General features: G+C 68.5%; 22 protein-coding genes. 11 read left to right on the forward strand and 11 right to left on the reverse strand.

What is annotated here, in order from left to right; all coding sequences use genetic code 11:
- Nucleotides 1–31 precede the first annotated feature (31 nt).
- On the reverse strand, nt 32–1,450 hold the full coding sequence (murC, locus tag AC07NS_RS15450) for a UDP-N-acetylmuramate--L-alanine ligase (RefSeq protein WP_494604595.1): 1,419 nt from the start codon (nt 1,448–1,450) through the stop codon (nt 32–34).
- Nucleotides 1,451–1,552: 102 nt separating this feature from the next.
- Here murC and lepA point away from each other — a divergent pair, with 102 nt between their 5' ends.
- The 5 genes from lepA to AC07NS_RS15475 all read left to right on the forward strand — a co-directional run bounded on the left by lepA (nt 1,553) and on the right by AC07NS_RS15475 (nt 5,049).
- A complete protein-coding gene (gene lepA / locus AC07NS_RS15455; RefSeq protein ID WP_494604597.1) occupies nt 1,553–3,361 on the forward strand; it encodes a translation elongation factor 4 in 1,809 nt (602 codons plus the stop codon).
- 240 nt (nt 3,362–3,601) lie between these two features.
- A complete protein-coding gene (locus AC07NS_RS15460; protein WP_494604599.1) occupies nt 3,602–3,889 on the forward strand; it encodes a RebB family R body protein in 288 nt (95 codons plus the stop codon).
- A gap of 11 nt (nt 3,890–3,900) precedes the next feature.
- Nucleotides 3,901–4,143, forward strand: a complete 243-nt coding sequence (locus AC07NS_RS15465; RefSeq protein ID WP_494604601.1) for a RebB family R body protein — start codon at nt 3,901–3,903, stop codon at nt 4,141–4,143.
- Nucleotides 4,136–4,702 carry a RebB family R body protein gene (locus AC07NS_RS15470; RefSeq protein WP_494604602.1) on the forward strand — a complete coding sequence of 189 codons (567 nt, stop codon included), beginning with the start codon at nt 4,136–4,138 and terminating at the stop codon, nt 4,700–4,702. The genes AC07NS_RS15465 and AC07NS_RS15470 overlap by 8 nt, the downstream gene beginning before the upstream one ends.
- A complete protein-coding gene (locus AC07NS_RS15475) occupies nt 4,699–5,049 on the forward strand; it encodes a hypothetical protein (RefSeq protein WP_494604604.1) in 351 nt (116 codons plus the stop codon). The genes AC07NS_RS15470 and AC07NS_RS15475 overlap by 4 nt, the downstream gene beginning before the upstream one ends.
- Here the strand turns inward: AC07NS_RS15475 and AC07NS_RS15480 are convergent.
- From AC07NS_RS15480 to AC07NS_RS15490, 3 genes are read right to left on the reverse strand one after another with little or no spacing between them, the layout of a single operon-like run.
- Nucleotides 5,046–6,062 carry a cytochrome-c peroxidase gene (locus tag AC07NS_RS15480; protein ID WP_494604606.1) on the reverse strand — a complete coding sequence of 339 codons (1,017 nt, stop codon included), beginning with the start codon at nt 6,060–6,062 and terminating at the stop codon, nt 5,046–5,048. The two genes, AC07NS_RS15475 and AC07NS_RS15480, sit on opposite strands and share 4 nt — an antisense overlap.
- A 16-nt stretch (nt 6,063–6,078) precedes the next feature.
- Nucleotides 6,079–6,600, reverse strand: coding sequence for a homogentisate 1,2-dioxygenase (locus AC07NS_RS15485; protein ID WP_494604608.1), 522 nt, complete (start codon nt 6,598–6,600; stop codon nt 6,079–6,081).
- Nucleotides 6,601–6,612: 12 nt separating this feature from the next.
- Nucleotides 6,613–8,643, reverse strand: a complete 2,031-nt coding sequence (locus AC07NS_RS15490) for a TonB-dependent receptor plug domain-containing protein (protein WP_494604610.1) — start codon at nt 8,641–8,643, stop codon at nt 6,613–6,615.
- 123 nt (nt 8,644–8,766) lie between these two features.
- Here AC07NS_RS15490 and AC07NS_RS15495 point away from each other — a divergent pair, with 123 nt between their 5' ends.
- The 5 genes from AC07NS_RS15495 to AC07NS_RS15515 all read left to right on the forward strand — a co-directional run bounded on the left by AC07NS_RS15495 (nt 8,767) and on the right by AC07NS_RS15515 (nt 12,538).
- A complete protein-coding gene (locus AC07NS_RS15495) occupies nt 8,767–9,408 on the forward strand; it encodes a glutathione S-transferase family protein (RefSeq protein ID WP_494604612.1) in 642 nt (213 codons plus the stop codon).
- A 387-nt stretch (nt 9,409–9,795) separates the two neighbouring features.
- On the forward strand, nt 9,796–11,388 hold the full coding sequence (locus AC07NS_RS15500) for a flavin monoamine oxidase family protein (RefSeq protein WP_494604614.1): 1,593 nt from the start codon (nt 9,796–9,798) through the stop codon (nt 11,386–11,388).
- 2 nt (nt 11,389–11,390) lie between these two features.
- A complete protein-coding gene (locus AC07NS_RS15505; RefSeq protein WP_494604616.1) occupies nt 11,391–11,825 on the forward strand; it encodes a c-type cytochrome in 435 nt (144 codons plus the stop codon).
- Nucleotides 11,826–11,863: 38 nt separating this feature from the next.
- Entirely contained in the window at nt 11,864–12,040 is a 177-nt protein-coding gene (locus AC07NS_RS15510; protein ID WP_110118008.1) for a hypothetical protein, read from the forward strand.
- A 3-nt stretch (nt 12,041–12,043) separates the two neighbouring features.
- Entirely contained in the window at nt 12,044–12,538 is a 495-nt protein-coding gene (locus AC07NS_RS15515) for a GNAT family N-acetyltransferase (RefSeq protein WP_494604618.1), read from the forward strand.
- A 121-nt stretch (nt 12,539–12,659) separates the two neighbouring features.
- Here AC07NS_RS15515 and AC07NS_RS15520 read toward each other — a convergent pair whose 3' ends face one another.
- On the reverse strand, nt 12,660–13,826 hold the full coding sequence (locus AC07NS_RS15520; protein WP_494604621.1) for a glycoside hydrolase family 43 protein: 1,167 nt from the start codon (nt 13,824–13,826) through the stop codon (nt 12,660–12,662).
- Between the two features lie 146 nt (nt 13,827–13,972).
- Here AC07NS_RS15520 and AC07NS_RS15525 point away from each other — a divergent pair, with 146 nt between their 5' ends.
- Nucleotides 13,973–14,122 carry a hypothetical protein gene (locus AC07NS_RS15525; protein ID WP_494604623.1) on the forward strand — a complete coding sequence of 50 codons (150 nt, stop codon included), beginning with the start codon at nt 13,973–13,975 and terminating at the stop codon, nt 14,120–14,122.
- A 9-nt stretch (nt 14,123–14,131) separates the two neighbouring features.
- On the opposite strand, the gene flhA is transcribed toward AC07NS_RS15525, so the two are convergent.
- The 6 genes from flhA to fliF form a co-directional block, all read right to left on the reverse strand.
- The gene (flhA, locus tag AC07NS_RS15530; protein WP_494604624.1) at nt 14,132–16,249 is read right to left on the reverse strand and encodes a flagellar biosynthesis protein FlhA; all 2,118 of its coding nucleotides are present in this window, start codon (nt 16,247–16,249) and stop codon (nt 14,132–14,134) included.
- A 143-nt stretch (nt 16,250–16,392) separates the two neighbouring features.
- The gene (flbD, locus tag AC07NS_RS15535) at nt 16,393–17,775 is read right to left on the reverse strand and encodes a sigma-54-dependent transcriptional regulator FlbD (RefSeq protein WP_494604626.1); all 1,383 of its coding nucleotides are present in this window, start codon (nt 17,773–17,775) and stop codon (nt 16,393–16,395) included.
- Between the two features lie 97 nt (nt 17,776–17,872).
- Nucleotides 17,873–18,205 (reverse strand): flagellar motor switch protein FliN, encoded by a 333-nt coding sequence (gene fliN, locus AC07NS_RS15540; protein WP_058346608.1) that lies wholly within the window; start codon nt 18,203–18,205, stop codon nt 17,873–17,875.
- Between the two features lie 5 nt (nt 18,206–18,210).
- On the reverse strand, nt 18,211–18,858 hold the full coding sequence (locus AC07NS_RS15545) for a FliH/SctL family protein (RefSeq protein WP_494604628.1): 648 nt from the start codon (nt 18,856–18,858) through the stop codon (nt 18,211–18,213).
- Between the two features lie 10 nt (nt 18,859–18,868).
- Entirely contained in the window at nt 18,869–19,885 is a 1,017-nt protein-coding gene (gene fliG / locus AC07NS_RS15550) for a flagellar motor switch protein FliG (protein ID WP_487287764.1), read from the reverse strand.
- Between the two features lie 4 nt (nt 19,886–19,889).
- Nucleotides 19,890–21,554 (reverse strand): flagellar basal-body MS-ring/collar protein FliF, encoded by a 1,665-nt coding sequence (gene fliF / locus AC07NS_RS15555; RefSeq protein WP_494604629.1) that lies wholly within the window; start codon nt 21,552–21,554, stop codon nt 19,890–19,892.
- Between the last annotated feature and the right edge of the window lie 179 nt (nt 21,555–21,733).

Here is a 21,733-nt window from a genome sequence, read left to right on the forward strand (position 1 = left end):
GCAAGGGGAGAAGGAAGGGATCGAGCGAAAACTACTTCGCCAGCGCTTCCAGCTGGCCCGGCAGGGCGTAGGCCCAGGACGTGATGTCCCCGGCCCCCAGCAGCACGACGAGGTCGCCGCTGGTCGCTTCCGCCGCGATCAAGGCCGGCAGGGCCGCCGGGTTTTCCAGCGGCAGGGCGCGGCGGTGGCCGAACTTCTTGAGGCCTTCGACCAGGTGGTCGCGGTCGACACCTTCGATCGGCTGTTCGCCGGCCGTGTAGACGTCGGCGACGACCACGGTGTCGGCGTCGTTGAAGCAGCTGCTGAACTCGGTCATCAGGTCGCGCAGGCGGGTGTAGCGGTGCGGCTGCACCACGGCGATCACCTTGCCCTGGCTGACCGCGCGGGCGGCCTTCAGCACGGCGGCGATTTCGACCGGGTGGTGGCCGTAGTCGTCGACCACGCGGATGCCGTTGGCGACGCCCGTCGTCGTGAACCGGCGCTTGACCCCGCCGAACCCGGCCAGGCCGGCGCGGATGGCGTCGGGATCGAGACCCAACTCGCGGGCCACGGCGACCGCGGCGGTGGCGTTGAGCACGTTGTGGTGCCCGGCCATCGGCATCCTCAGGCCTTCGTAGCGCACCTGTTCGCCTTCCAGCGGCGAGACGACGATGTCGAACTTGGCGCCTTCCGGACCCATCTCGATGTTGGAGACGCGGACCTCGGCCTGCGGGTTGGTGCCGTAGGTCACCAGGCGGCGGTTCTCGATCCGCGAGGTCAGGGCCTGCACTTCGGGGTGGTCGGTGCAGACGGCCGCGAAGCCGTAGAACGGGATGTTCTGGATGAAGTCCTGGAAGCCCTTCTTCACCGCGTCGAAGTCGCCCCAGTGGTCCAGATGCTCGGCGTCGATGTTGGTGACGATGGCCACCGTCGACTTCAGCTTCAGGAACGAGCCGTCGCTCTCGTCGGCCTCGACGACGATCCAGTCGCCCTCGCCGACCTTGGCGTTGGTGCCGTAGGCGTTGATGATGCCGCCGTTGACGACCGTCGGGTCCAGGCCGCCGGCGTCGAGCAGGGCCGCCACCATCGAGGTGGTCGTGGTCTTGCCGTGCGTGCCGCCCACGGCGACCGAGAACTGCAGGCGCATCAGCTCGGCCAGCATCTCGGCGCGGCGCACCAGCGGCAGGCGCTTGTCGCGGCCGGCGACCATTTCCGGGTTATCGGCCTTCACCGCCGTCGAATAGACGATGGCCGAGGCGCCTTCGACATTGGCCGCGTCGTGGCCCACGAAGATGCGCGCGCCCAGCTTCTCGAGCCGTTCGGTGTTGGCGCTGGCCTTCGCATCGCTGCCCTGCACGGTGTAGCCGATGCGGATCATGATCTCGGCGATGCCGGACATGCCGATGCCGCCGATGCCGATGAAGTGCACGGGGCCGAGTTCGAAGGGGACGGGTCGTCGACGCTGGATCATGGGGTCGGATTAGACGATTTGACGCCCGCCGTGAACGGGGTCGATGACGCAAACCCGTCACGGCCCCTCGCGAAGCGGATCAAATGTGATAGACGCACGCGCATGAGCTCTACGCCCCTGGATAAAATCCGCAATTTCTCGATCGTGGCCCACATCGACCACGGCAAGTCGACCCTGTCCGATCGCCTGATCCAGACCACGGGCGGCCTGACCGCGCGCGAGATGAGCGCCCAGGTTCTCGACAACATGGACATCGAGAAGGAGCGCGGCATCACCATCAAGGCGCAGACCGTGCGCCTGAACTACAAGGCCAATGACGGCGAGACCTATGTCCTGAACCTGATGGACACGCCCGGGCACGTCGACTTCGCCTACGAGGTGTCGCGCAGCCTCGCCGCCTGCGAAGGCTCGATCCTGGTCGTCGACGCCTCGCAGGGCGTGGAAGCCCAGACCCTGGCCAACGTCTACCAGGCCATCGACAACAACCACGAGATCGTTCCGGTCCTCAACAAGGTCGACCTGCCGGCCGCCGACGTCGATCGGGTGAAGGCCCAGATCGAGGACGTCATCGGTCTGGACGCCTCGGACGCCGTCGAGTGCTCGGCCAAGACCGGCATCGGCATCCCCGACGTGCTGGAAGCCATCGTCAAGCGCCTGCCCGCCCCCAAGGGCGACCGCAGCGCGCCGCTGAAGGCCCTGCTGGTCGACGCCTGGTACGACGCCTATCTGGGCGTGGTCGTGCTGGTGCGGATCTTCGACGGCACGCTGAAGGCCGGCCAGCAGGTCCGCATGATGCAGACCGGCGCCACCCACCGCATCGACAAGGTCGGGGTGTTCACGCCCAAGGCCACCGACGTCGCGGAACTGGGCCCGGGCGAGGTCGGCTTCTTCACCGCCTCGATCAAGGAAGTGGCCGACGCCGCCGTCGGCGACACCATCACCGACGAGAAGAAGCAGACGGCCGAGCCGCTGAAGGGCTTCAAGGAAGTCGTGCCGGTGGTGTTCTGCGGCCTGTTCCCGGTCGACGCCGCCGACTTCGAGGACCTGCGCGCCGCCGTCGGCAAGCTGCGCCTCAACGACGCCAGCTTCACCTACGAGATGGAATCGAGCGCGGCGCTCGGCTTCGGCTTCCGCTGCGGGTTCCTCGGCCTGCTGCACCTGGAGATCATCCAGGAGCGCCTCAGCCGCGAGTTCGACCTCGACCTGATCGCGACCGCCCCGTCGGTGGTCTACAAGATCAAGATGCGCAACGGCGAAGAGATCGAGCTGCACAATCCGGCCGACCTGCCGGACGTGATGCAGATCGAAGAGATCGCCGAGCCCTGGATCAAGGCGACGATCTTCACCCCGGACGAGTTCCTGGGCGGCGTCATCAAGCTCTGCCAGGACCGCCGCGGCATGCAGCGCGAGCTGTCCTATGTCGGCAGCCGCGCCATGGTCGTCTACGACCTGCCGCTGAACGAGGTGGTGTTCGACTTCTACGATCGCCTGAAGTCGATCTCGAAGGGCTACGCCAGCTTCGACTATCAGCTCGAGGACTACCGCGCCGGCGACCTCGTGAAGATGTCGATCCTGGTCAACAGCGAGCCGGTCGACGCCCTGTCGATGCTGGTCCACCGCAGCCGCGCCGAAAGCCGCGGCCGCGGCATGTGCGAGAAGATGAAGGACCTGATCCCGCAGCACATGTTCGTCATCCCGATCCAAGCGGCCATCGGCGGCCGGATTATCGCCCGCGAAACCGTCCGCGCCCTGCGCAAGGACGTGACCGCCAAGTGCTACGGCGGCGACGCCAGCCGGAAGCGCAAGCTTCTGGACAAGCAGAAGGAAGGCAAGAAGCGGATGCGCCAGTTCGGCAAGGTCGAGATCCCGCAGGAAGCCTTCATCGCCGCCCTGAAGATGGACGAGGATTGATCGGCGGAGGGCGCCGCCCTCCTCCCGTTTTCCATTCCGAACGCCGCGGCCATTCGTAAGGATGAGCCGCGGTTTTCGTTTCGAGACGGAGAGACCAGAGCGCCGGGCGAGGCAGCAACCATCACGGGCATTTGTGCTAAAATTACTATTTCGCGAGTGGCGGCCGGACCTAGGGTTCGGTCGCGCTCGATTGGAGAAACGGTCGCGCGCTCATCAAGATAGAGAGCCGGAGGAACGACCGTGGCCTTCCCTACCGCCGTCAACAGCCAGATCACCGACGCCGTCACCCAGGCCAATGTCAGCGTGCTGGGCGACGCCCCGGCCGTCGCCATGGGCAACCTCTTCCAGGCCACCGCCCAGGCCCTGGCCAATGCGGCCCACAACGCCACCAACGCCCAGCAGCAGAGCTATGTGACCGCCCAGGCGGCCACCACCCAGGGCGTGGCCACGCTCTACTCGCTGGACACCGCCTCGACCGGCATCGCCACCCAGCGAATCTTCGCCGCCGACGCCAAGACCGGCGACTGAGGAGCGCGAGCATGGCCTACCCCACCGCCATCAACAGCCAGATCACCGACGCGATCACCCAGACCTCGGTCCAGAACCTGGGTTCGGCCACGGCTCTGTCGTTCGGACAGTTCGCCCAGTCCACCGCCCACGCGCTCAGCCTGGCGGCGCACAACGCCACCCTAGGCCAGCAGCACCTGGCCATCCTCAGCCAGGCCGTGATCGCCCAGGGCGTGGCCCTGATCTACGCCGGCCAGAGGCGCCTCGATGTCTAGGCCTCCGTCCAGCAAGGCGCCCGCCAAGACGCCGCCGGCCTCGGACGTCGAACCGGTCACGCCGCAGAGCGACGCCGCCATCGACGCCGCCCTCGCAGCTGCCCAGGCGCAGATAGAGCAGGCCAACGAAGCCACCGAAGCGGCCATGGCCGCCGCCGAGGAGGCCATCGCCAACAGCCTCTCGCCGCCGCCTGCTCTCGAAGCGCCCGCTGCGGACGGCGCCGCGGAGGTCGGGGCCGAGCCGCTGCTGAAGCAGGCCCAGCCGTCGTCCCAGCCTCCTTCGTCGGCGACCTCGACGGTCAACAGCCAGGTCCTCGACGCCGTCGCCGAAGCGGCCCGGACGCCAGAAGCCGCGCCGGTCCTGGCCGCAGCCCTGCTGAAGGTGGCCGGCGCCCAGAGCCTGGGCCTGGCCATGCACAACGCCGTGGCCCGCCAGCAAGCTGACCGCGTCGTGGGCCAGGCCGCCATCGCCGCCGCCTGCGCCAGGATTCTCGAACACGCCGGCCCTGTCCTCGTCACGCCAAAGCCCGAGCCTCAGCCCGAGGGAGCCAGCGCATGAACGCCGAAACGCCTTTCCCGGAAGACGTCGTCGCCTCGCTCAACGACGCCGGCCGACGCCTGATGGATGTCGACACCGGCGGCCTGACGGGCGCCGGCAAGGCCTATGAGATGGTCGCCCAGTCGGCCGCCCTGGCCCTGCAGGACGCCGTGGACAGCCTGCGCAATGTCAGCCTGCTGGCCGACACCGCCGCGGGCGTGGCCCTGTCGCAGCTGCTGGCCACCGGCGACGCGCGCTACGCGACCGTCCTGACCGCCACCCAGCAGATGAAGGCTTCGGCCGCCGACGCCTTCGGCAAGATCTCGGCCGTCGCCGCCAATGCGGTGGAGACCTTCCCGAGGGTCTAGGATCCGCACCCCGGTTTCGGCAACGTGAACCGTGGATCGGTGACGAACCGCTCGTCCGTCAGGGTGTGCAGGAAGGCGACGAGGTAGGCGATCTCGTCGTCGCCAAGCCCCATCGCCGCGCGGTGTCGGCGGATCGCCTGCTCCAGGGTGCGGGCCGAGCCGTCGTGCAGGTAGGGATCGCTGAGGGCGACGTTGCGCAGGGACGGCGTGCGGAAGCGGCCCCTGTCGGCTGCTTTGCCGGAGACATCGGCCAGGCCCTGGTCGCCGCTGAACGGCGCGTCGATGCGGTGGAAGCGGGACCTGTCGGCGTCGGTGAACAGCGGGCCGGCGTGACAGCTGGCGCAGTGGGCCTTGAACAAACGCTCGCCGCGCAGGGCTTCGTCCGAAACGGCGACCGCCTCGCCACGCTTGCGGCGGTCATAGGGGCTGTCGAACGAGACGAGCGTGCGTTCAAAGGCGGCCAGAGCCTTGGCGACGGTGGTCATTGTCACTTCGCCGTCCGCCTCGGGAAAGGCGTCGGCGAACATCTTGCGATAGCAGGCCTGGCCGGCGAGACGTGAGGTCAACACCGCCGGCTGGTTCGCGAAGCCCATCTCCACCGGCTTTGTCCCGGCAATCGGGATCAAGGCTTGATCCTCCAGCCGCTTCACGCCCGGGTCACCCCAGGTCAGGGCGCGGAAATAGCCGACATTGGCCAGGGTCTGGATGTTGCGCCGCCCCGGATCGCCGTGGACGCCCGGATGGGTGGCGTTGCCGTCGGTGAAGCCGCGGCGCTGCTCGTGGCAGGTCGCGCACGACATCGTGCCGTCGATCGACAGGTCGGCGTCGTAGAACAGCCTGCGGCCCAGGGCGACCTTGGCGTCCGACATCGGATTGTCGGCCGGGACCGGTGGCGGGGCGACGCCCGCCGGCAGCTTCCAGTCGAAGCCCGACAGGACGGGCGGGGCGAAGGCGGCGGTCAGCAGCAGGCCGGCCGCGAGGGCCAGGGCCTTGCCGTAGAGATCCAGCCGCACGCCCCTCCCCTGCCTATCAGGGCTTGCGAGAGACGAGGATCGGCAGGCTCGCCTCGGCGTTGGCCGAGATCTGCACCACGTAGTCGCCGGGGCTCAGGTCGAAGGTCACCATCTTGCGCACGGTCGAGCAGGCAGGTCCCCGGCCATGGGCGGTCGAGCGCTGGGCCTGACCGTCCTTCAGCACGTCGATCCAGGCGCCGGCGCCCAGGGCGATGACGTAGGATCCCGTCGTCTCGACCTTCAGCGCGAACAGCCCGCCCTTGCTGACCGTGCCGCCCGGCTTTTCCGGCTGGACGACATAGGTCACGTCGGGCGTCGGGGCCAGGGCAGCGGCATAGGCCTGGCCGGGAGCCAGCGCCGCCTTGGGGAGCCCCTCGGCCGAGGTCGCCGCCGCCAGCGGGGCCTTGGCCGGCCAGGCGGCGAGGTCCGCCGGCAGATCGGCGTCGCGGGCGGCGCAGGCCGGCTCCGGCGCGGTCTGGGCGAAGGCGGCGGGACCGGCCAGGGTCAGGCCGGCGGCCAGGAGAACGACAAATCGCATCGGCAGTGCTCCTTAGAACCGGACGCGCAGGTCGGCGCGGAAGTTGCGGCCTTCCTCGGGGAAGCCGTCGACCAGCTGGTACTTCTGATCCAGCAGGTTGCGGGCCCCGACCACCACATCGATCTTCGGCGTCACCGCCACCTGGGCCGTCAGGTTGGCCAGGATGTAGTCGCCAGTGCGGTAGTAGCGGGCCGGGCTGACCAGCGAACTGGAGGTCACCGTCCAGCGCTTGGACGCCGCCTCGACGCTGGGCGTCACGGTCAGGCGCTCGCTGACGCTCCAGTCGGCATAGACGAACAGTTTGTGGGTCGGCACGCCGGTCGGGCGGAAGGCGGCGTTGGTCGGATCGGTCAGCTCGCGGTGCAGGTAGGTGTAGTTGCCGCCCAGGGTCAGCCTGTCGCCGGCCTTGAACGTCGCCCCGCCCTCCAGGCCGTAATACTCGCCGTCGCCGGCGTTCTTGGTCTGGCTGACCGTGCCGAAGGGCGCGCCCAGGGCCACCGGGATCAGGATCAGGGCGTCGCGTACGTCGCTGTAGAACACCGCCCCCTCGATCTTCAGCAGCGGGGTGAAATCGACGGCCGCGCCCAGTTCGTAGTTCACGGCCCGCTCGGCCTTGATGTCCGGATTGGGCACCACCGTGCCGAAACGCGAGCTGTAGCGCTCGAACAGCGTCGGGAAACGGGCGCGCGACGAGACGCTGCCGTGCAGCTGCACGTCGGCGATCGGCCGCCAGACCAGAGCCGCCTGGCCGTTCCAGGCCACGTCGTCGGTGATCGGATAGAAGACAAAGGCCCCCGAATTGTAGTCCTGGGCGCTCTTGAGGTCGCGGCGGTCGCGCGAGACGCCGACCACCAGATCGACCTTGTCGCCGAACCGCTGGGTGTCTTCCAGGGCCAGCGAGGTGGTGTCCTCGATCACCGTCTGGCGCGGCTCGGTCGAGGCCGGGCTGAAGCTCTGCTGCCATTCGACGTGCTTGTCGCGGCGGTAGAAGGCGGCGGCCTTCAGGGTGTTGGAGGCGCTGACGTCGACGTCCAGCTCCAGGTTCCCGCCATAGGCCAGATCGTCATAGTAGGAGCGGAAGGCGCGCCCCAGGGTCTGGCTGTTCTGGCGGGCGTTGTCCCACGAATAGAGCGCGTTCTCGAAGCTGTTGCGGTAGAAGCGCGTCTTCAGCCAGGCGTTGTCGGCGATCTTGGTCCGGGTCAGCAGGGCCAGGCTGTCGAGGTTCCAGTAGGGCCAGCTCCAGTAACGGGTGCTGGCCGTGTCGGTCACGTGATAGGGCGCGTTCTTCTCACCCTCCTGGCGGGTGTAGGTGATCGAGTATTCGTCCGTGGCGTTGGGCGTGAAGCCGGCCTTCAGGTTGACGCGCCAATCCTCGCTTTCCGAGTGATCGCGGTTGCCGCCGTTCTCCAGCGTGGTGGCCTTGTAGTCGTCCGGCAGTTTCCAGTGGGTGCGCTCGTTCCGAGCCCCGCTGATCTGGGCGTAGAAATGATCCGAGCGGCCGCCGACCCGGCCCGAGACGCTGTTGCCGTTCAGCGAGCCGTCGCCGTCGAGGCCCACGCCCACCCGCACCTCGCCCTCGAAGGGCGCCGAAGGCTTGCGGGTGACGAGGTTGATCGCCCCGCCCAGGCCGCCCGGCCCGTCGAGCACCGAGACATAGCCCTTGGAGACCTGGACCTCGGAGAGGTCGGCCGTGAGAAAACGCGCGAAGTCGATGCGGTTGTCGGCCGGCAGGAACACCCGCACGCCGTCGATCGACAGGGTCGTCTGGAAACGGTCGAAGCCGCGGATGAAGACGAGCCGCTCGTTGCGCGAGCCGCCGCTGTTGCCCGCCGCCGCGCCGGGGATCAGGTCCAGCGCCTGGTCGACGCTGGCCTTGTCGAACTTGCGCAGATCCTCGCCCGAGACCTTGGCCCCGCCCACCGTTTCGCCAGCCGCGTTGCGCGCGGTGACCTGCACCTCGCCCAGGGCGTAGACATCCGATCCCTGGGCGTGGGCGGCGCCGGCCAGCAGGCTGCCGGCGAGAAGCGCGGTTCGAAACAGCATCGGGATCCCCTCGTTATGTAGTCGCGGTACATATCGATTCGAACTCGTCTTGGCCTTGCAGATTTTCTCCCAGACGCCCTTTGGGCCAAGATGCTACCCATCGCGGCGCCGATTGAGGCCCGCATGCTCGAGATCCCCATGCTGAAAATACTGGGCCGCACCTCGTCGCTGAACGTACGCAAGGTGCTGTGGACCTGCGATGAGCTCGCCCTGCCCTACGACCGCGAGGACTGGGGAACGGGCTATGCCTCGACCCAGGATCCGACCTTCCTGGCGCTCAATCCCAACGCCCTGGTGCCGGTGATCCTCGACGAGCACGGGCCGCTGTGGGAGTCGAACACCATCTGCCGCTACCTGGCCTCGCGGCACGACATCGGCCAGGCCCTGCTGCCGGCCGAGCCGCGCGCCCGGGCCGGGGTCGAGCAGTGGATGGACTGGCAGGCCACCGAGCTCAACACCGCCTGGCGCTACGCCTTCGCCGGCCTGGTGCGGCGCATGCCCGGCTTCGACGACCCCGAGCAGATCGCCGCCAGCGTCCGCGCCTGGAACACCGCCATGACCGTGCTGGAGCGCCAACTGGAGCGCACCGGCGCCTTCGCGGCCGGCGAGACCTTCACCCTGGCCGACATCGTGCTGGGCGTCTCGGTCCACCGCTGGGCCGCCTCGCCCATCGACCGCGACATGCTGCCGGCGGTCGCCGCCTACTACATCCGCCTGCGCGGCCGCCCCGCCTTCCGCCCTTGGGCGCTGGACGAGGTTCCTTAGGAGAACTTCGAGCCCCTCCGGGTCGTCATCCCGGCCGTAGCGCGCAGCGCGAAGAGCCGGGACCCAGGGGCCGCCGCAATACGACCGCAACTGCGAAGGGCGCCCCCATCGTCGCGCCCAGCCCCCTGGGTCCCGGGTCTGCGGTCCGCTTCGCGGCCCTCCGCCCGGTCTGACGATCGAAGAGCTCTGAGTCGCGGCTCCCCCGAGTCTCCCCCTGCCCGTTTCCTGCGCAGCCCGTTCGTCCGAACGCTGCTGAACGGTGATCCGTGAAAGCATCCGCCCGCCTGGCGAACAAAGTGGGCGGCGGGAGCGGCGACGCGCCTGCTTAGCTCGGTCCCGCGAGGCCGCCCGGTCGCGGGCGGCGGCGAAGGGGATAGGGCCGTACACATGCCAGAGGGCGTCCGCCTGCCGACCAGACGACAACTGCTGACCGCCATCGCCCAGGTGGGCGGAACGGCGGCGCTTTACCAGGCGATGACCAGTCTCGGCCATGCGGCCGAGACCCAGTTCCACGGCCCGCCCAACCTTGCCGGCGCACGGCCGGGGGCGTCGGTGGTGGTGCTGGGCGCGGGCCTGGCCGGCATGCTGGCGGCCTACGAGCTAACCCGGGCCGGCTACAAGGTGCGGATCCTCGAATACCAGAACCGCCCAGGCGGCCGGAACTGGAGCCTGCGCGGCGGCGACACCTATACCGAGCTGGGCGGCGCGACTCAGAAGATCGGCTTTTCGCCCGGCAACTATCTCAACCCCGGCCCCTGGCGGATCCCACACCATCACCGCACGCTGCTGCACTACTGCAAGCAGTTCGGCGTGGCGCTGGAGCCGTTCATCCAGTTCAACCACAACACCTGGATCCATTCCTCGACGGCGTTTGGCGGCAAGCCGGTGCGCTTCAAGGCCGCGGCGGCCGACTTCGAGGGCAATGTCGCCGAGCTGCTGGCCAAGTCGATCAACACCAAGGCGCTGGACGAGACCGTCACGCTCGAGGACCGCGAGAAGCTGCTGGAGGCCCTGAAGGGCTGGGGCATGCTCGACAAGGACTACCGCTACGCCAAGAACCTGCGCAGCGCGTCGCACCGCGGCTACGACCGGCCGCCCGGCGGCGGCATCGACGGCGCGCCGATCCCGTCCGACCTCTACGCCCTGCACGACGTGCTCGACCCGCAGGTCTGGACCTCGATGGCCTTCTTCATGGGCCACGAGATGCAGACCACCATGTTCCAGCCTGTGGGCGGCATGGACATGATCGGCAAGGGCTTCGCCAAGCAGGTCGAGGGGCTGATCACCTACAACGCCAAGGTCAGCAAGATCGCCCAGGACGACAAGGGCGTGGCCGTCACCTTCGCCGACACGGCCACGGGCAAGGTCGAGACCGCCAAGGCGGACTGGTGCGTTTGCACCATTCCTCTTTCCATCCTGGGCCAGATCGAAAGCGAGATCAGCGACGAGCTGGCCGCCGCCATCAAGGCCGTGCCCTATTCCGGCCAGGTGAAGATCGGCCTGGAGATGAAGCGGCGGTTCTGGGAGGAGGACGACTCCATCTACGGCGGCCACAGCTTCACCGACCAGGAGATCGCCCTGATCTCCTATCCCAACAACAACCTGTTCGGGAACGGGCCGGCGGTGCTGCTGGGGGCCTTCGCCCGCGAGATGGGGGCCTATCGCCTGGCCGGCATGACGCCGGAGCAGCGGATCGAGGTCGCCCTGCAGCAGGGCTCCGTCCTGCACCCCGGCAGCTACCGCAAGGAGTTCTCCAACGGCGCCTCGGTGGCCTGGAGCCGCGTGCCCTGGACCCTGGGCTGCTGCGCCCGCTGGACCGAGGAGACCCGCAAGGAACACTACCAGACCCTGGTGGCCATGGACCGCCGCGTCGTGCTGGCCGGCGAGCACGCCTCCTATGTCGGCTGCTGGATGGAGGGCGCCCTGCTCTCGTCGCTGGACGCCATCACCCGCCTGCACAAGCGCGCCCTGGAGGCCTGAGCATGACCCGCCTTACCCTCATCGCGGCGTCCGGCCTGGCGGCCGCCCTCGCCTGCGCCATCCCCGCCGTCGCCCAGGCGCCGGCCGGTGGCGACACCGGCGGCGGCGTCATTCGCGTGGCCAAACCCGTCACCGGCCAGCAGGTCTATGAAGCCGTCTGCCAGGCCTGCCACATGGCCGACGCCAAGGGAGGAAGCGGCGCGGGGACCATCCCCGCCCTCGCCGCCAACCCGAAGATGGCCGCGGCCGCCTATCCGACCATGATCGTCGTGCGCGGACAGGGCGGCATGCCCAGCTTCGCCGGCACGCTGGACGACGCACAGATCGCCGAGGTCGTCACCTATGTCCGCACCCACTTCGGCAACGCCTACGCCAAGCCGGTGACGGCCGCCGACGTGGCGAAGATCCCGCATCCAGACCTTTCTGGCGGGCACTGATCAAGACGCGGGGCGTCGGACCGTGCTAAAGCGCGCCGATGACTGACGAGACCGACGCCCCGCCGCCGAACGAAACCCCGATGCAGCGCGCCCTGCGCCTGAAGAAGGCCGCCCAGGGCCGCCATGGCCATGGGCCCAAGGCCTCCAGCGGCAAGGTCGACCGCGCCGACGCCGCCGCCCCGACAGGCAAGTCCCGGCCCTGGATGACGCGCTAGGCCATGACCATCCGTCCCGAACGCCCCGAAGACATCGCCGCCATCGGCGCGGTGACGGCGGCCGCGTTCCTGGGACGTCCCTACAGCAGCCAGACCGAGGCCCTGATCGTCGCCGCCCTGCGGGCGTCCGGGGCGCTCTCGCTGTCGCTGGTCGCCGAAGTCGACGGCCAGGTGGTCGGCCACATCGCCTTCTCGCCGGTCGACATCGAGGTCTCGGACGGCGCCTGGTACGGCCTTGGCCCCGTCTCGGTGGCGCCCGACCGTCAGAAGGAAGGCCATGGCCAGGCCCTGATCCGCGAAGGTCTGGAGCGCCTGAAGGCCATGGGCGCGAGCGGCTGCGTGCTGCTGGGCTCGCCGCTCTACTACGCCCGCTTCGGCTTCGAGGCGGACGAGGCCCTGACCTACGGCGGCGAGGCTTCGCCCTATCTCCAGCGACTGGTGTTCAAGGGTAAGCCGCCGCGCGGGGCGGTGACCTATCACATGGCGTTCGGGGCTTAGAGGAGACCCCTCTTCCATAGGGAGGGGGAGGGGCCCGCCGCGAAGCGGTGGGAGGGGGAGGGGTTTCACCGCCGGCAGGCAAACCCACCATCCGCGCTTCACTCGGAAAGTTTGTTACCTCTCACCCTCCCACGCCTTCGGCGCGGGCCCCTCCCTCTCTCAAAGAGAGAGGGGTTTGGGAGAACCACGCCTTCAACCGCGCCACCTCGGCCGGGCTCACCGGGATCACCGCACCGTGCTTGGGGCTTTGGAAGTTCGTCGCCTTCATCGGCGAGCCGGGGTCGTTGAAGCGGCCCAGGTTCTTGTAGTGGACGAAGTCGGTCGTTTCCGAGAAGCCCATGTTGTTCGGCTTGGCCCCGAACACGTCGTACATCAGCACATAGGTGTCGGTCCCCGTCCGCCGCCACAGGGTCGGGGCCTCGGCGGCCACGGCCTCGGGATCGATCTTGCCGGGCTCGTAGACATAGCCGCCGGTCAGGCTCTTCGACGTTGCGTGGCGGATGCCGGCCGGCTTGTCGTAACCCACCGCGAACAGGTGGTAGGTGCTGCCCACCTTGGTGATGTCGCCGTCGATCAGGCTCTGGCTCGGGTCCGGATGGGCCAGCAGCGGCCTGGGCTCGGTGGTCAGGGTGGTGAAGGCGTCATCGGCGTAGGCGTAGACCAGGGAGTTGCGGCCGGCGCCGACCCGAGTCGTGAAATAGACCATCATCGCCTTGCGGGCGGGGTCATAGATCGTCTCCGGCGCCCAGGCGCAGCCGATGTCGCCCAGTTGCGGGAACAGCTTGTCGATCCGCGCGATCGCATGGGTCCAGTGCACCAGGTCGTACGACTTCATCAGGATCAGGCCGCGGTTGTTGCCCCAGCCGTAGCCCTTTTCCGGCCGCTCCCATTTGTCTGAGCGAAGACCCTGCTCCTGGGCGAAGATGTGCAGGTCGGTCATCGCCAGATAGAAGGCCCCGTCGGGACCACGGGCGATGTGCGGGTCGCGCAGGCCCTTCTGCTCGGCCACGTCCCGCCCCTCCAGCACCGGCGCCCCGTCGTTGACGTCGGTGAAGCTGTAGCCGTCGGGCGAGACGGCGAAGTGCAGGGAGTGGGTCTCGTCCTTGAAGTAGACGAGGAGATAGGCGGTCTGGTCCTTGGCGGGCGCGGCCTTGGCCGGCTTCAGGCGCTGATCGATCTCGAGCTGCTTGCCCGGAGCGGCCCAGGCGGGCGCACCGCCCGTCAGTCCCAGCGCCAGAACCGTTGCGCAGGTCGCGAGAGCGCGGCGGCGCCAGACGTCGAAGCCCATCAGAAAGTCCTCCCGTCGCCATGGACGTTCCCACGGCGAGGGCTATTTGTCTGACTTATTCTCAAAAGTGCAAGCGCAGGCCTCGCACGTTGTCGCCGGGCCGGCCGGGCGCTAGCAAGGAAGCGCCTCACTCACGGGAGCCAGCCTTGCGCCTCACCCTTTGTCTCGCCCTGCTGCTCGTCACGACGGGCTGCACGACCATCACCTACAACTGCAACGTCCCGGGCGCCTGCCCGGGTGTCGAGAAGCCCGGCGTCTCGGTCTCGGTGATCAACAACAAGCCGGCGAAGCCTTAAGAGGCGGCCCTAGACCATCCCCACCGTCTTCAGACGGGCGCGGGGGTGGATCTCGTTCTGGCTCATCACCACGGTCTGGCCCCGGAAGCGCTCGATGATCGAGCGGACGTAGGGGCGGATGGCCGGGCTGGTCAGCAGCACCGGCGACTCGCCCTGCAGGGCGGCGCGCTCGAAGGTGTCGCGCACGCCGCGGATGAAGTCCTGCAGGCGCGACGGGGCCAGGGCCAGCTGCTTGTCGTCGCCGGGCCCGATCAGGGCGTCGGCGAAGGCCTGCTCCCAGTCGGCCGACAGGGTGATGATCGGCAGGGCGCCGTCGTCGCCGCGGTTGGCCCAGCACAGCTGGCGGGCCAGGCGCGCGCGGACCTGCTCGACCAACTGGGTGACCGAGCTGGTGTGCGGGGCCGCCTCGCCGATGCCTTCTAGGATCTGCGGCAGGTCGCGGATCGAGACGCGCTCCTTGAGCAGGGCCTGCAGCACGCGCTGGATCGTGGCGGCGTTGACCACGCCGGGGATCAGGTCGTCGACGAGCTTCTTCTGGTTTTCCGGCAGCTCCTTCAGGAGCTTCTGCACCTCGGCGTAGGAGAGCAGGTCGGCCATGTTCTCCTTGAGGATCTCGGTCAGGTGCGTGGTCAGCACGGTGGCCGGATCCACGACGGTATAGCCGCGGAACGTCGCTTCCTCGCGCAGGTCGTCAGCGACCCAGGTGGCCGGCAGGCCGAAGGCCGGTTCGCGCACGTGCTCGCCGGGCAGCTCCACCTGGCCGCCGCGCGGGTCCATGGCCATCAGGTGGCCAAGGCGCACTTCACCAAGACCCGCCTCCATCTCCTTGATGCGGATGGCGTAGCCCTGGTTGGCCAGGCGCATGTTGTCGAGGATCCGCACCGGGGGCATGACGAAGCCGAACTCGGTGGCCAGGGTCTTGCGCAGGGCGCGGATCTGGTCGGTCAGGCGGCGGCCTTCCAGGTCGTTGATCAGGGTCAGCAAGCCGTAGCCCAGCTCGATCTTGACGTCGTCGATGGCCAGGGCCGCGCTGATCGGCTCTTCTTCCGGCTCGGCCGGCGCATCGGCGGCGGCCTTGGCCGCCGCGGCCGCGGCCTCCTTGGCGGGGGCCAGCTTGGCCTGCTGGGCGCGGCGATAGGCCAGGAAGCCCGCGCCGACCGCCAAGCCGGCGAACGGCAGCAGCGGCATGCCCGGGATCAGGGCGATGACGCCCGACGAGGCCGAGACCATGCCCAGGGCGACCGGGTTCATGGCCAGCTGGGTGGTCAGGGCCTTGTCGGCGCTGCCCTCGACACCGGCCTTCGACACCACCAGACCGGCGGCGATCGAGATGATCAGGGCCGGGATCTGGCTGACCAGGCCGTCGCCGATGGTCATCAGGGTGTAGGTCGAGGCGGCCTCGCCGATCGGCACCTTGTGCTGGACGACGCCGATCAGGATGCCGCCGACGATGTTGATGCCGGTGATGATCAGGCCGGCGACGGCGTCGCCCTTCACGAACTTGCTGGCGCCGTCCATGGCGCCGAAGAAGGTGCTTTCCTGCTCCAGTTCCTTGCGGCGGATCTTGGCGGTGTCCTGGTCGATCAGGCCGGTCGACAGGTCGGCGTCGATGGCCATCTGCTTGCCGGGCATGGCGTCCAGGGTGAAGCGGGCCGCGACTTCCGCGATCCGGCCCGAACCCTTGGTGACGACCATGAAGTTCACCACCACCAGGATGATGAACACGATCACGCCGATGACGAAGTTGCCCTGCATCATCAGGTTGCCGAAGGCGGCGATGACCGCGCCGGCCCCGTGGCCGCCCTCGTGACCATTGCCCAGGATCAGGCGGGTCGAGGCGATGTTGAGGCCCAGGCGATAGAGGGTCGCGACCAGCAGCACGGTCGGGAACGAGGTGAATTCCAGCGGCTTCTTGATCAGCACCGCCGTCATCAGGATCAGCACCGAGCCGGTCAGCGACACGGCCAGCAGCACGTCCAGCAGGAACGGCGGCACGGGCAGGATCAGCAGGACGATGATGCCGACGACGCCGACGGCCAGGCCCATCTCGCCGCGCAGGATCCCTTCCCACAGCGACTTGGCGCTGGGGATCGAGCTTGCGGCCTTGGGGGCGGCGGCGTCAGCCATGGAAAGCCTTGCTGCTGTCTACGGGAGTGGACCGTTCCGCTTGGAGCGATTTGGAGCGGCCCGCCATCTCCTTAATCGAAATTAGCCATGTTCGGCGCCGGACCGATCGTCGCGGGCGCCGAACGGCGTTACGTACTCAAGGTTTAGGCCGCGGCGCCGACGCCGCCCTGCGGAGGCGGCACGTTGACGCCGGCGTCGCCGTATTCCTTGAGCTTGTTGCGCAGGGTGCGGATCGAGATGCCCAGGATGTTGGCCGCGTGGGTGCGGTTGCCCAGGCAGTGCTCGAGCGTGTCGATGATCAGGGTCTGCTCCATCTCGGCGACCGTCTGGCCGACGAAATTGCGGGTCGCCGCCGAAGCCACGGCCTCGGCCGCCGCCATCGAGGCGCCGCGGGCCACGGCCGCGTCGGGGGCCGGGGCCAGGGGCTGGCCGTCCGGCAGGCGGATGGCGAACTCCTCGATCTCCGGACCGGTCGACAGCAGCACCGCGCGATGCATGGCGTTTTCCAGCTCGCGCACGTTGCCCGGCCAGCGGTGGGCGATCAGGCGGCGCTTGGCCTCGGCCGAGATCGGCTTCAGGTCGATGCCGTTGGCGGCCGAGTACTTCTTCACGAAGTGCTCGCACAGATTGATGATGTCGCCCGGGCGTTCGCGCAGCGGCGGCAGGGCCAGGTTCACCACGTTCAGGCGGTAGAGCAGGTCTTCGCGGAACACGCCTTCCTTGACCGCATCGGCCAGGTTGCGGTTGCTGGTCGCGAGGATGCGGATGTCGACCTTCACCGGCTTGGTGCCGCCGACGCGGTCGATCTCGCGCTCCTGGATGGCGCGCAGCAGCTTGGCTTGCAGGCGCACGTCCATTTCCGAGATTTCGTCCAGCAGCAGGGTGCCGCCGTTGGCTTCCTCGAACTTGCCGATGCGGCGGGCCAGGGCGCCCGTGAAGGCCCCCTTCTCGTGGCCGAACAGCTCGCTTTCCAGCAGGTTCTCGGGGATGGCGGCGCAGTTGACGCTGATGAACGGCGCCTTGGCCCGACGCGACTTGGCGTGGACGTGGCGGGCCATCACTTCCTTACCCGAGCCGCTTTCGCCGGTGATCAGGATCGAGGCGTCCGACGGGGCGACCTGGTCGGCCAGGCGGATCACCTGCTCCATGTTGGGGTCGCGGGCGATCATCGGACGGTTGTCGTCGGTCACCGCGGCCAGGACAGCGGCGATCAGCTCGGCGTCCGGCGGCAGCGGGATGAATTCCTTGGCCCCGGCCTTGATGGCGGCGGCGGCGCGCATCGGGTCGGCGTCGACGCCGCAGGCCACCACCGGCACCCGCATGCGCTCGCTCTCGTTGGCGGCGATCAGGCCGGCGATGTCGAGGCCGTAGTCGACCATCATCAGGTCGGCGCCCTGCCCGGCCCGCAGCGCGTTGGTCGCCTGCTCCGTCGTCTCGACGTGCGAAACCTTGGCCCCGGCGTTCATCGCCATCTTCACGGCGACCGAGAGCTGACCGTTCAGTTTTCCAACGACCAAGAGGCGCATCGTATTCTCTCCGGGCGGCCCTTCCGGACCGATCTTCTACTGCTTCGCCCCTTTTTCGAAGGGGCGCGGACGACTGGGGACTTTCGAAACCGGGGGCTCAGCCCGCGGCGTCGCCGTCCTTGATGATTTCCGTCATGGTCACGCCCAGGCGCTCGTCGACGACGACGACCTCGCCCCGGGCGACCAGGCGGTTGTTGACGTAGATGTCGATCGCCTCGCCGACCTTGCGGTCGAGCTCGAGGATCGAGCCGGCCTGCAGCTGCAGCAGCTGGGCGACCGACATGTTGGAGCGGCCGAGCACCGCCGAGATGTTGACGGGAACATCGAACACCGGCGCCAGGTCGGAGGCGATCTTGTCGCTCAGCTCGACCGGGATCTCCGAGGCGAGCATGCCGCCGTTGAAATCGTTGAGGGTCAGGTCGTCGGACATGGCGGTCAGCCTTCGCTAGGAAGCAGGGGTTCGGCGTGCAGCCCTTCGGCCGCGATGGCGGCGTCCAGGGCTTCGGCGACGCGTTGCGCCGCCTCGTCCGGATTGAATTCGGCCCGGCCGTCGCCCCAGTCGAGGACGAAGGCGGCGGGCGGCTGGTTGGGGTCGGCGCGGGCGACGATCGCGCCCGGATAGCCGACGGCGTGGGCGGTCTGTTCCAGAGCGGCCTGGGTGCGCTCCACGAGGTGGGGGGCGACCCGGACGCTGAGCTTCGGCGAGGCCTCGACCTCGCGGGCCAGGGCGATCAGGGCCGCCGAGGCGGGCGCCTCGGGGAACTGGTCCAGGGCCGCGTCGGCGATCTTGTTGGCGCAGGCCAGGGCCAGGCGCGCGGCGCTCTCGCGGTGTTCGTGGGCGACGGCGGCCAGGGTCGACATCGCACCGTGCACCGCGTGGGCGATGGCGTTCAGGGCCTGGGCGGCCTCCTGCTCGGCGCGGGCCACGGCCGAACGCTCCCCTTGCGCGAAGGCCTCGGCCTTGGCGGCCTCGACTTCCTCGGGGGTGAAAGCCTTCTTCACCTTGGGGGCCTCGTAGGCCACCCCGCCACGGTCGTCGAAGACCGTGTCGAAGGCGAAGCGCTGATAGGTTCCGTTGGTCATCCCGCGCGCCTCAGTAGATCAGCTCGTCGTCGCTGCCCGAACCGGCCAGCATGATCTCGCCCTTGGCGGCGAGATCCTTGGCGATCTGGACCATGGCGACCTGGGCCTGGTCGACGTCCTTCAGACGCACCGGGCCCATGCTTTCCATGTCCTCGCGCATGATCTTCGACGCGCGCTCGGACATGTTGGAGAAGAACATCTCGCGCAGCTTGTCCGAGGCGCCCTTCAGGGCCAGGGCCAGCTGTTCCTTGCCGGTGGCGCGCAGCAGGGTCTGCACGCCGCCCGGATCCAGCTTCGACAGGTCCTCGAACACGAACATCAGGGCCCGGATGCGCTCGGCCGCCTCGCGGTTGCGCTCTTCCAGAGCGGCGATGAAGCGGGCTTCGGTCTGGCGGTCGAAGTTGTTGAAGATCTCGGCCATCATCTCGTGGCTGTCGCGCTTGGAGGTGCGCGCCAGGTTCGACATGAACTCGATCCGCAGGGTCTGCTCGATCTTGTCGAGGATCTCGCGCTGCACCGGCTCCATGCGCAGCATGCGGGTGACGCATTCCAGCGCGAAGTCTTCCGGCAGGCAGGCCAGGACGCGGGCGGCGTGGTCGCTCTTCACCTTCGACAGCACGACGGCGACGGTCTGCGGGTATTCGTTCTTCAGGTAGTTGGCGAGCACGGCCTCGTTCACGTTGCCGAGCTTGTCCCACATGGTTCGACCCGCCGGACCGCGGATCTCCTCCATCAGGGCGTCGACCTTCTCGGGCGGCATGAACGACTGCAGCAGGCGCTGGGTCTGTTCGTACGAGCCCATGATCGCGCCGGTCGAGCTCATGCCCGAGACGAACTCGACCAGCAGCTCTTCCACGACGCTGGCCGAGACCGTGCCGAGGCTGGCCATGGCCTGCGAGACTTCCTTGATCTCCTCGTCGTCCAGAGCTTCCCAGATCTTGGTGTGCTCTTCGCCCAGCGCGAGCAGGACGATGGCGGCCTTTTCGGGCCCGGCCAGCTTGGAGATGTCGTTGACGGCGGCCTTCATCCCGTCACTCCGACTCGTGCAGCCAGTTGCGCAGGATCGCGACCGACTCTTCAGGGTGGCGCTCGACGAACTCCGAGACGCGCTTGATCGACGAGGCCTTAACCTGACCCTCGATCTTGGCGATGTCGATGCGCTGATCGATGTCGCTGGTCGGGCCGGCGATGGCGATCGGCTCGCCCGACTGGTCGACGACGACCTGCTGGGTGGTGCCGTCCGACAGGGTGACCAGGCGGGTCACGGCCGGCGAGCCGTCGTGGCCCAGGGCCATCTGGATCGGGTGACCGCCGGCCGGCTGGCTCAGGCTCTTCAGGAACGGACGCACCGCGAACAGCAGGATCAGCAGGGCGACGACGGCCAGGACGCCGATCTCGGCGATGCGCATCAGGTCGTTCTTGTCGAAGCCCGACATCAGGCCGCCTTCGGTCAGGCCCTGGTCCTCGGCCGTGGGGAAGCGGATGTTGGTGACCTTCACCTGGTCGCCGCGGGCGGCGTCGTAGCCGATGGCGGTCTTCACCAGTTCTTCGATCTGGGCGATCTCTTCGGCGGTGCGCGGGGTGTAGGCGCCCGGCTTGCCGTCCTTGCCCGGGGCGGCGGTGACGCCGTCCACGGCCACGGCCACGGCGACCTTCTTCATGGCGCCCGGCTCGACCACTTCGGTGCGGACCGACTCGGAGATCTCGTAGTTGGTGGTGGTCTCGTTGCCGCCCGAGGTCGAGCCGATCGGCTGCGCGCCGCCGGGCTGGCCGCCGGGGATGTTCTGGGTGGCGGTGACGCCGCTGTTGTCTTCGTTCTTGGTCTCGGAGGCGTTGTTGGCGCTGGTGCTTTCCGAGCGCACGACCTGGCCGTCCGGATCGTACTTCTTTTCCTGGGTGGTGACGCGGTTCAGGTCGATGTCGGCGGTGACCGTGACGCGGGCCTTGCCCGGGCCGAGGACGCCGTCGAGCATTTCCTTCACGCTCTTGCCGATGCGGGCTTCGGCTTCCGACTTGCGGTCCTGGGCCAGCTTGCCGGCCAGGCTCTCGTCGCCGCCGGCCGACAGGGTCTTGCCGCGCTCGTCGATGACGTTGACGCGCTCGCCCTTCATGCCCGGGACCGAGCCGGCGATCAGGTTCTGGATGGCCGAGACCATGTCGGACGAGGCTTCGCGGCCGGCGGTGCCGATGGTGACGGCGGCCGACGGTTGCTCGGCGTCTTCCTCGAACAGCTGGCGCTTGGGCAGGACCAGGTGGACGCGGACGTCGCGCACGCCCTGCCAGCCGCGGATGGTGCGTTCCAGCTCGCCCTGCAGGGCGCGTTGGCGGTTCAGCTGCTGGACGAAGTCGGTCTGACCCAGCGCCGTGGAATTGTCGAAGATCTCGTAGCCGATCGAGCCCGAGGTCACGAGGCCCTTGCCCGAAACCAGCAGGCGGGCGGAATTGACCTTGTCGCGGGCGACCATGATGGTCGAGCCGTCGCCCTTGGTCTCGTACTTGATGCCGGCCTGGTCCAGCGCCTGGGTGACCGACGAGGCTTCCTTGAGGTCGAGGTTCGAGTACAGCAGCTCGTTCGGCTGCTTGCCCAGCATCATGACGACCGCGGCCAGCACGGCGATGGAGCCGACGGCGACGCCCGCCAGGGCGGCCAGTCGACCGACGCCGAACCTCTGAATCGCGCTCAGGAATTTATCCACTGGGCCTGTCCCTCAAACCGCGTCCGAACGGGGCGCATGCGAGACAGACCGGAGCCCGCCGTCGCTAGGCAGGATTTACCCAGTCGATGGTTAACGCGGGCTTTAGATTTGGGGCCGGATGAAGATGACGAAGGCGCCAAATGGTCGCGGCCGCGTCCCGGGGGACGCGGCCGCTGAAC

The sequence above is a fragment of the Caulobacter sp. GW821-FHT10A10 genome (genome assembly GCF_059415745.1).

Coding starts and splice junctions, on each gene's coding strand:
- murC (WP_494604595.1), bottom strand. CDS start 1,450: ATGATCCAGCGTCGACGACCCGTCCCCTTCGAACTCGGCCCCGTGCAC.
- lepA (WP_494604597.1), top strand. CDS start 1,553: ATGAGCTCTACGCCCCTGGATAAAATCCGCAATTTCTCGATCGTGGCC.
- AC07NS_RS15465 (WP_494604601.1), top strand. CDS start 3,901: ATGGCCTACCCCACCGCCATCAACAGCCAGATCACCGACGCGATCACC.
- AC07NS_RS15470 (WP_494604602.1), top strand. CDS start 4,136: ATGTCTAGGCCTCCGTCCAGCAAGGCGCCCGCCAAGACGCCGCCGGCC.
- AC07NS_RS15475 (WP_494604604.1), top strand. CDS start 4,699: ATGAACGCCGAAACGCCTTTCCCGGAAGACGTCGTCGCCTCGCTCAAC.
- AC07NS_RS15485 (WP_494604608.1), bottom strand. CDS start 6,600: ATGCGATTTGTCGTTCTCCTGGCCGCCGGCCTGACCCTGGCCGGTCCC.
- AC07NS_RS15490 (WP_494604610.1), bottom strand. CDS start 8,643: ATGCTGTTTCGAACCGCGCTTCTCGCCGGCAGCCTGCTGGCCGGCGCC.
- AC07NS_RS15495 (WP_494604612.1), top strand. CDS start 8,767: ATGCTCGAGATCCCCATGCTGAAAATACTGGGCCGCACCTCGTCGCTG.
- AC07NS_RS15500 (WP_494604614.1), top strand. CDS start 9,796: ATGCCAGAGGGCGTCCGCCTGCCGACCAGACGACAACTGCTGACCGCC.
- AC07NS_RS15505 (WP_494604616.1), top strand. CDS start 11,391: ATGACCCGCCTTACCCTCATCGCGGCGTCCGGCCTGGCGGCCGCCCTC.
- AC07NS_RS15510 (WP_110118008.1), top strand. CDS start 11,864: ATGACTGACGAGACCGACGCCCCGCCGCCGAACGAAACCCCGATGCAG.
- AC07NS_RS15515 (WP_494604618.1), top strand. CDS start 12,044: ATGACCATCCGTCCCGAACGCCCCGAAGACATCGCCGCCATCGGCGCG.
- AC07NS_RS15520 (WP_494604621.1), bottom strand. CDS start 13,826: ATGGGCTTCGACGTCTGGCGCCGCCGCGCTCTCGCGACCTGCGCAACG.
- flhA (WP_494604624.1), bottom strand. CDS start 16,249: ATGGCTGACGCCGCCGCCCCCAAGGCCGCAAGCTCGATCCCCAGCGCC.
- flbD (WP_494604626.1), bottom strand. CDS start 17,775: ATGCGCCTCTTGGTCGTTGGAAAACTGAACGGTCAGCTCTCGGTCGCC.
- fliN (WP_058346608.1), bottom strand. CDS start 18,205: ATGTCCGACGACCTGACCCTCAACGATTTCAACGGCGGCATGCTCGCC.
- AC07NS_RS15545 (WP_494604628.1), bottom strand. CDS start 18,858: ATGACCAACGGAACCTATCAGCGCTTCGCCTTCGACACGGTCTTCGAC.
- fliG (WP_487287764.1), bottom strand. CDS start 19,885: ATGAAGGCCGCCGTCAACGACATCTCCAAGCTGGCCGGGCCCGAAAAG.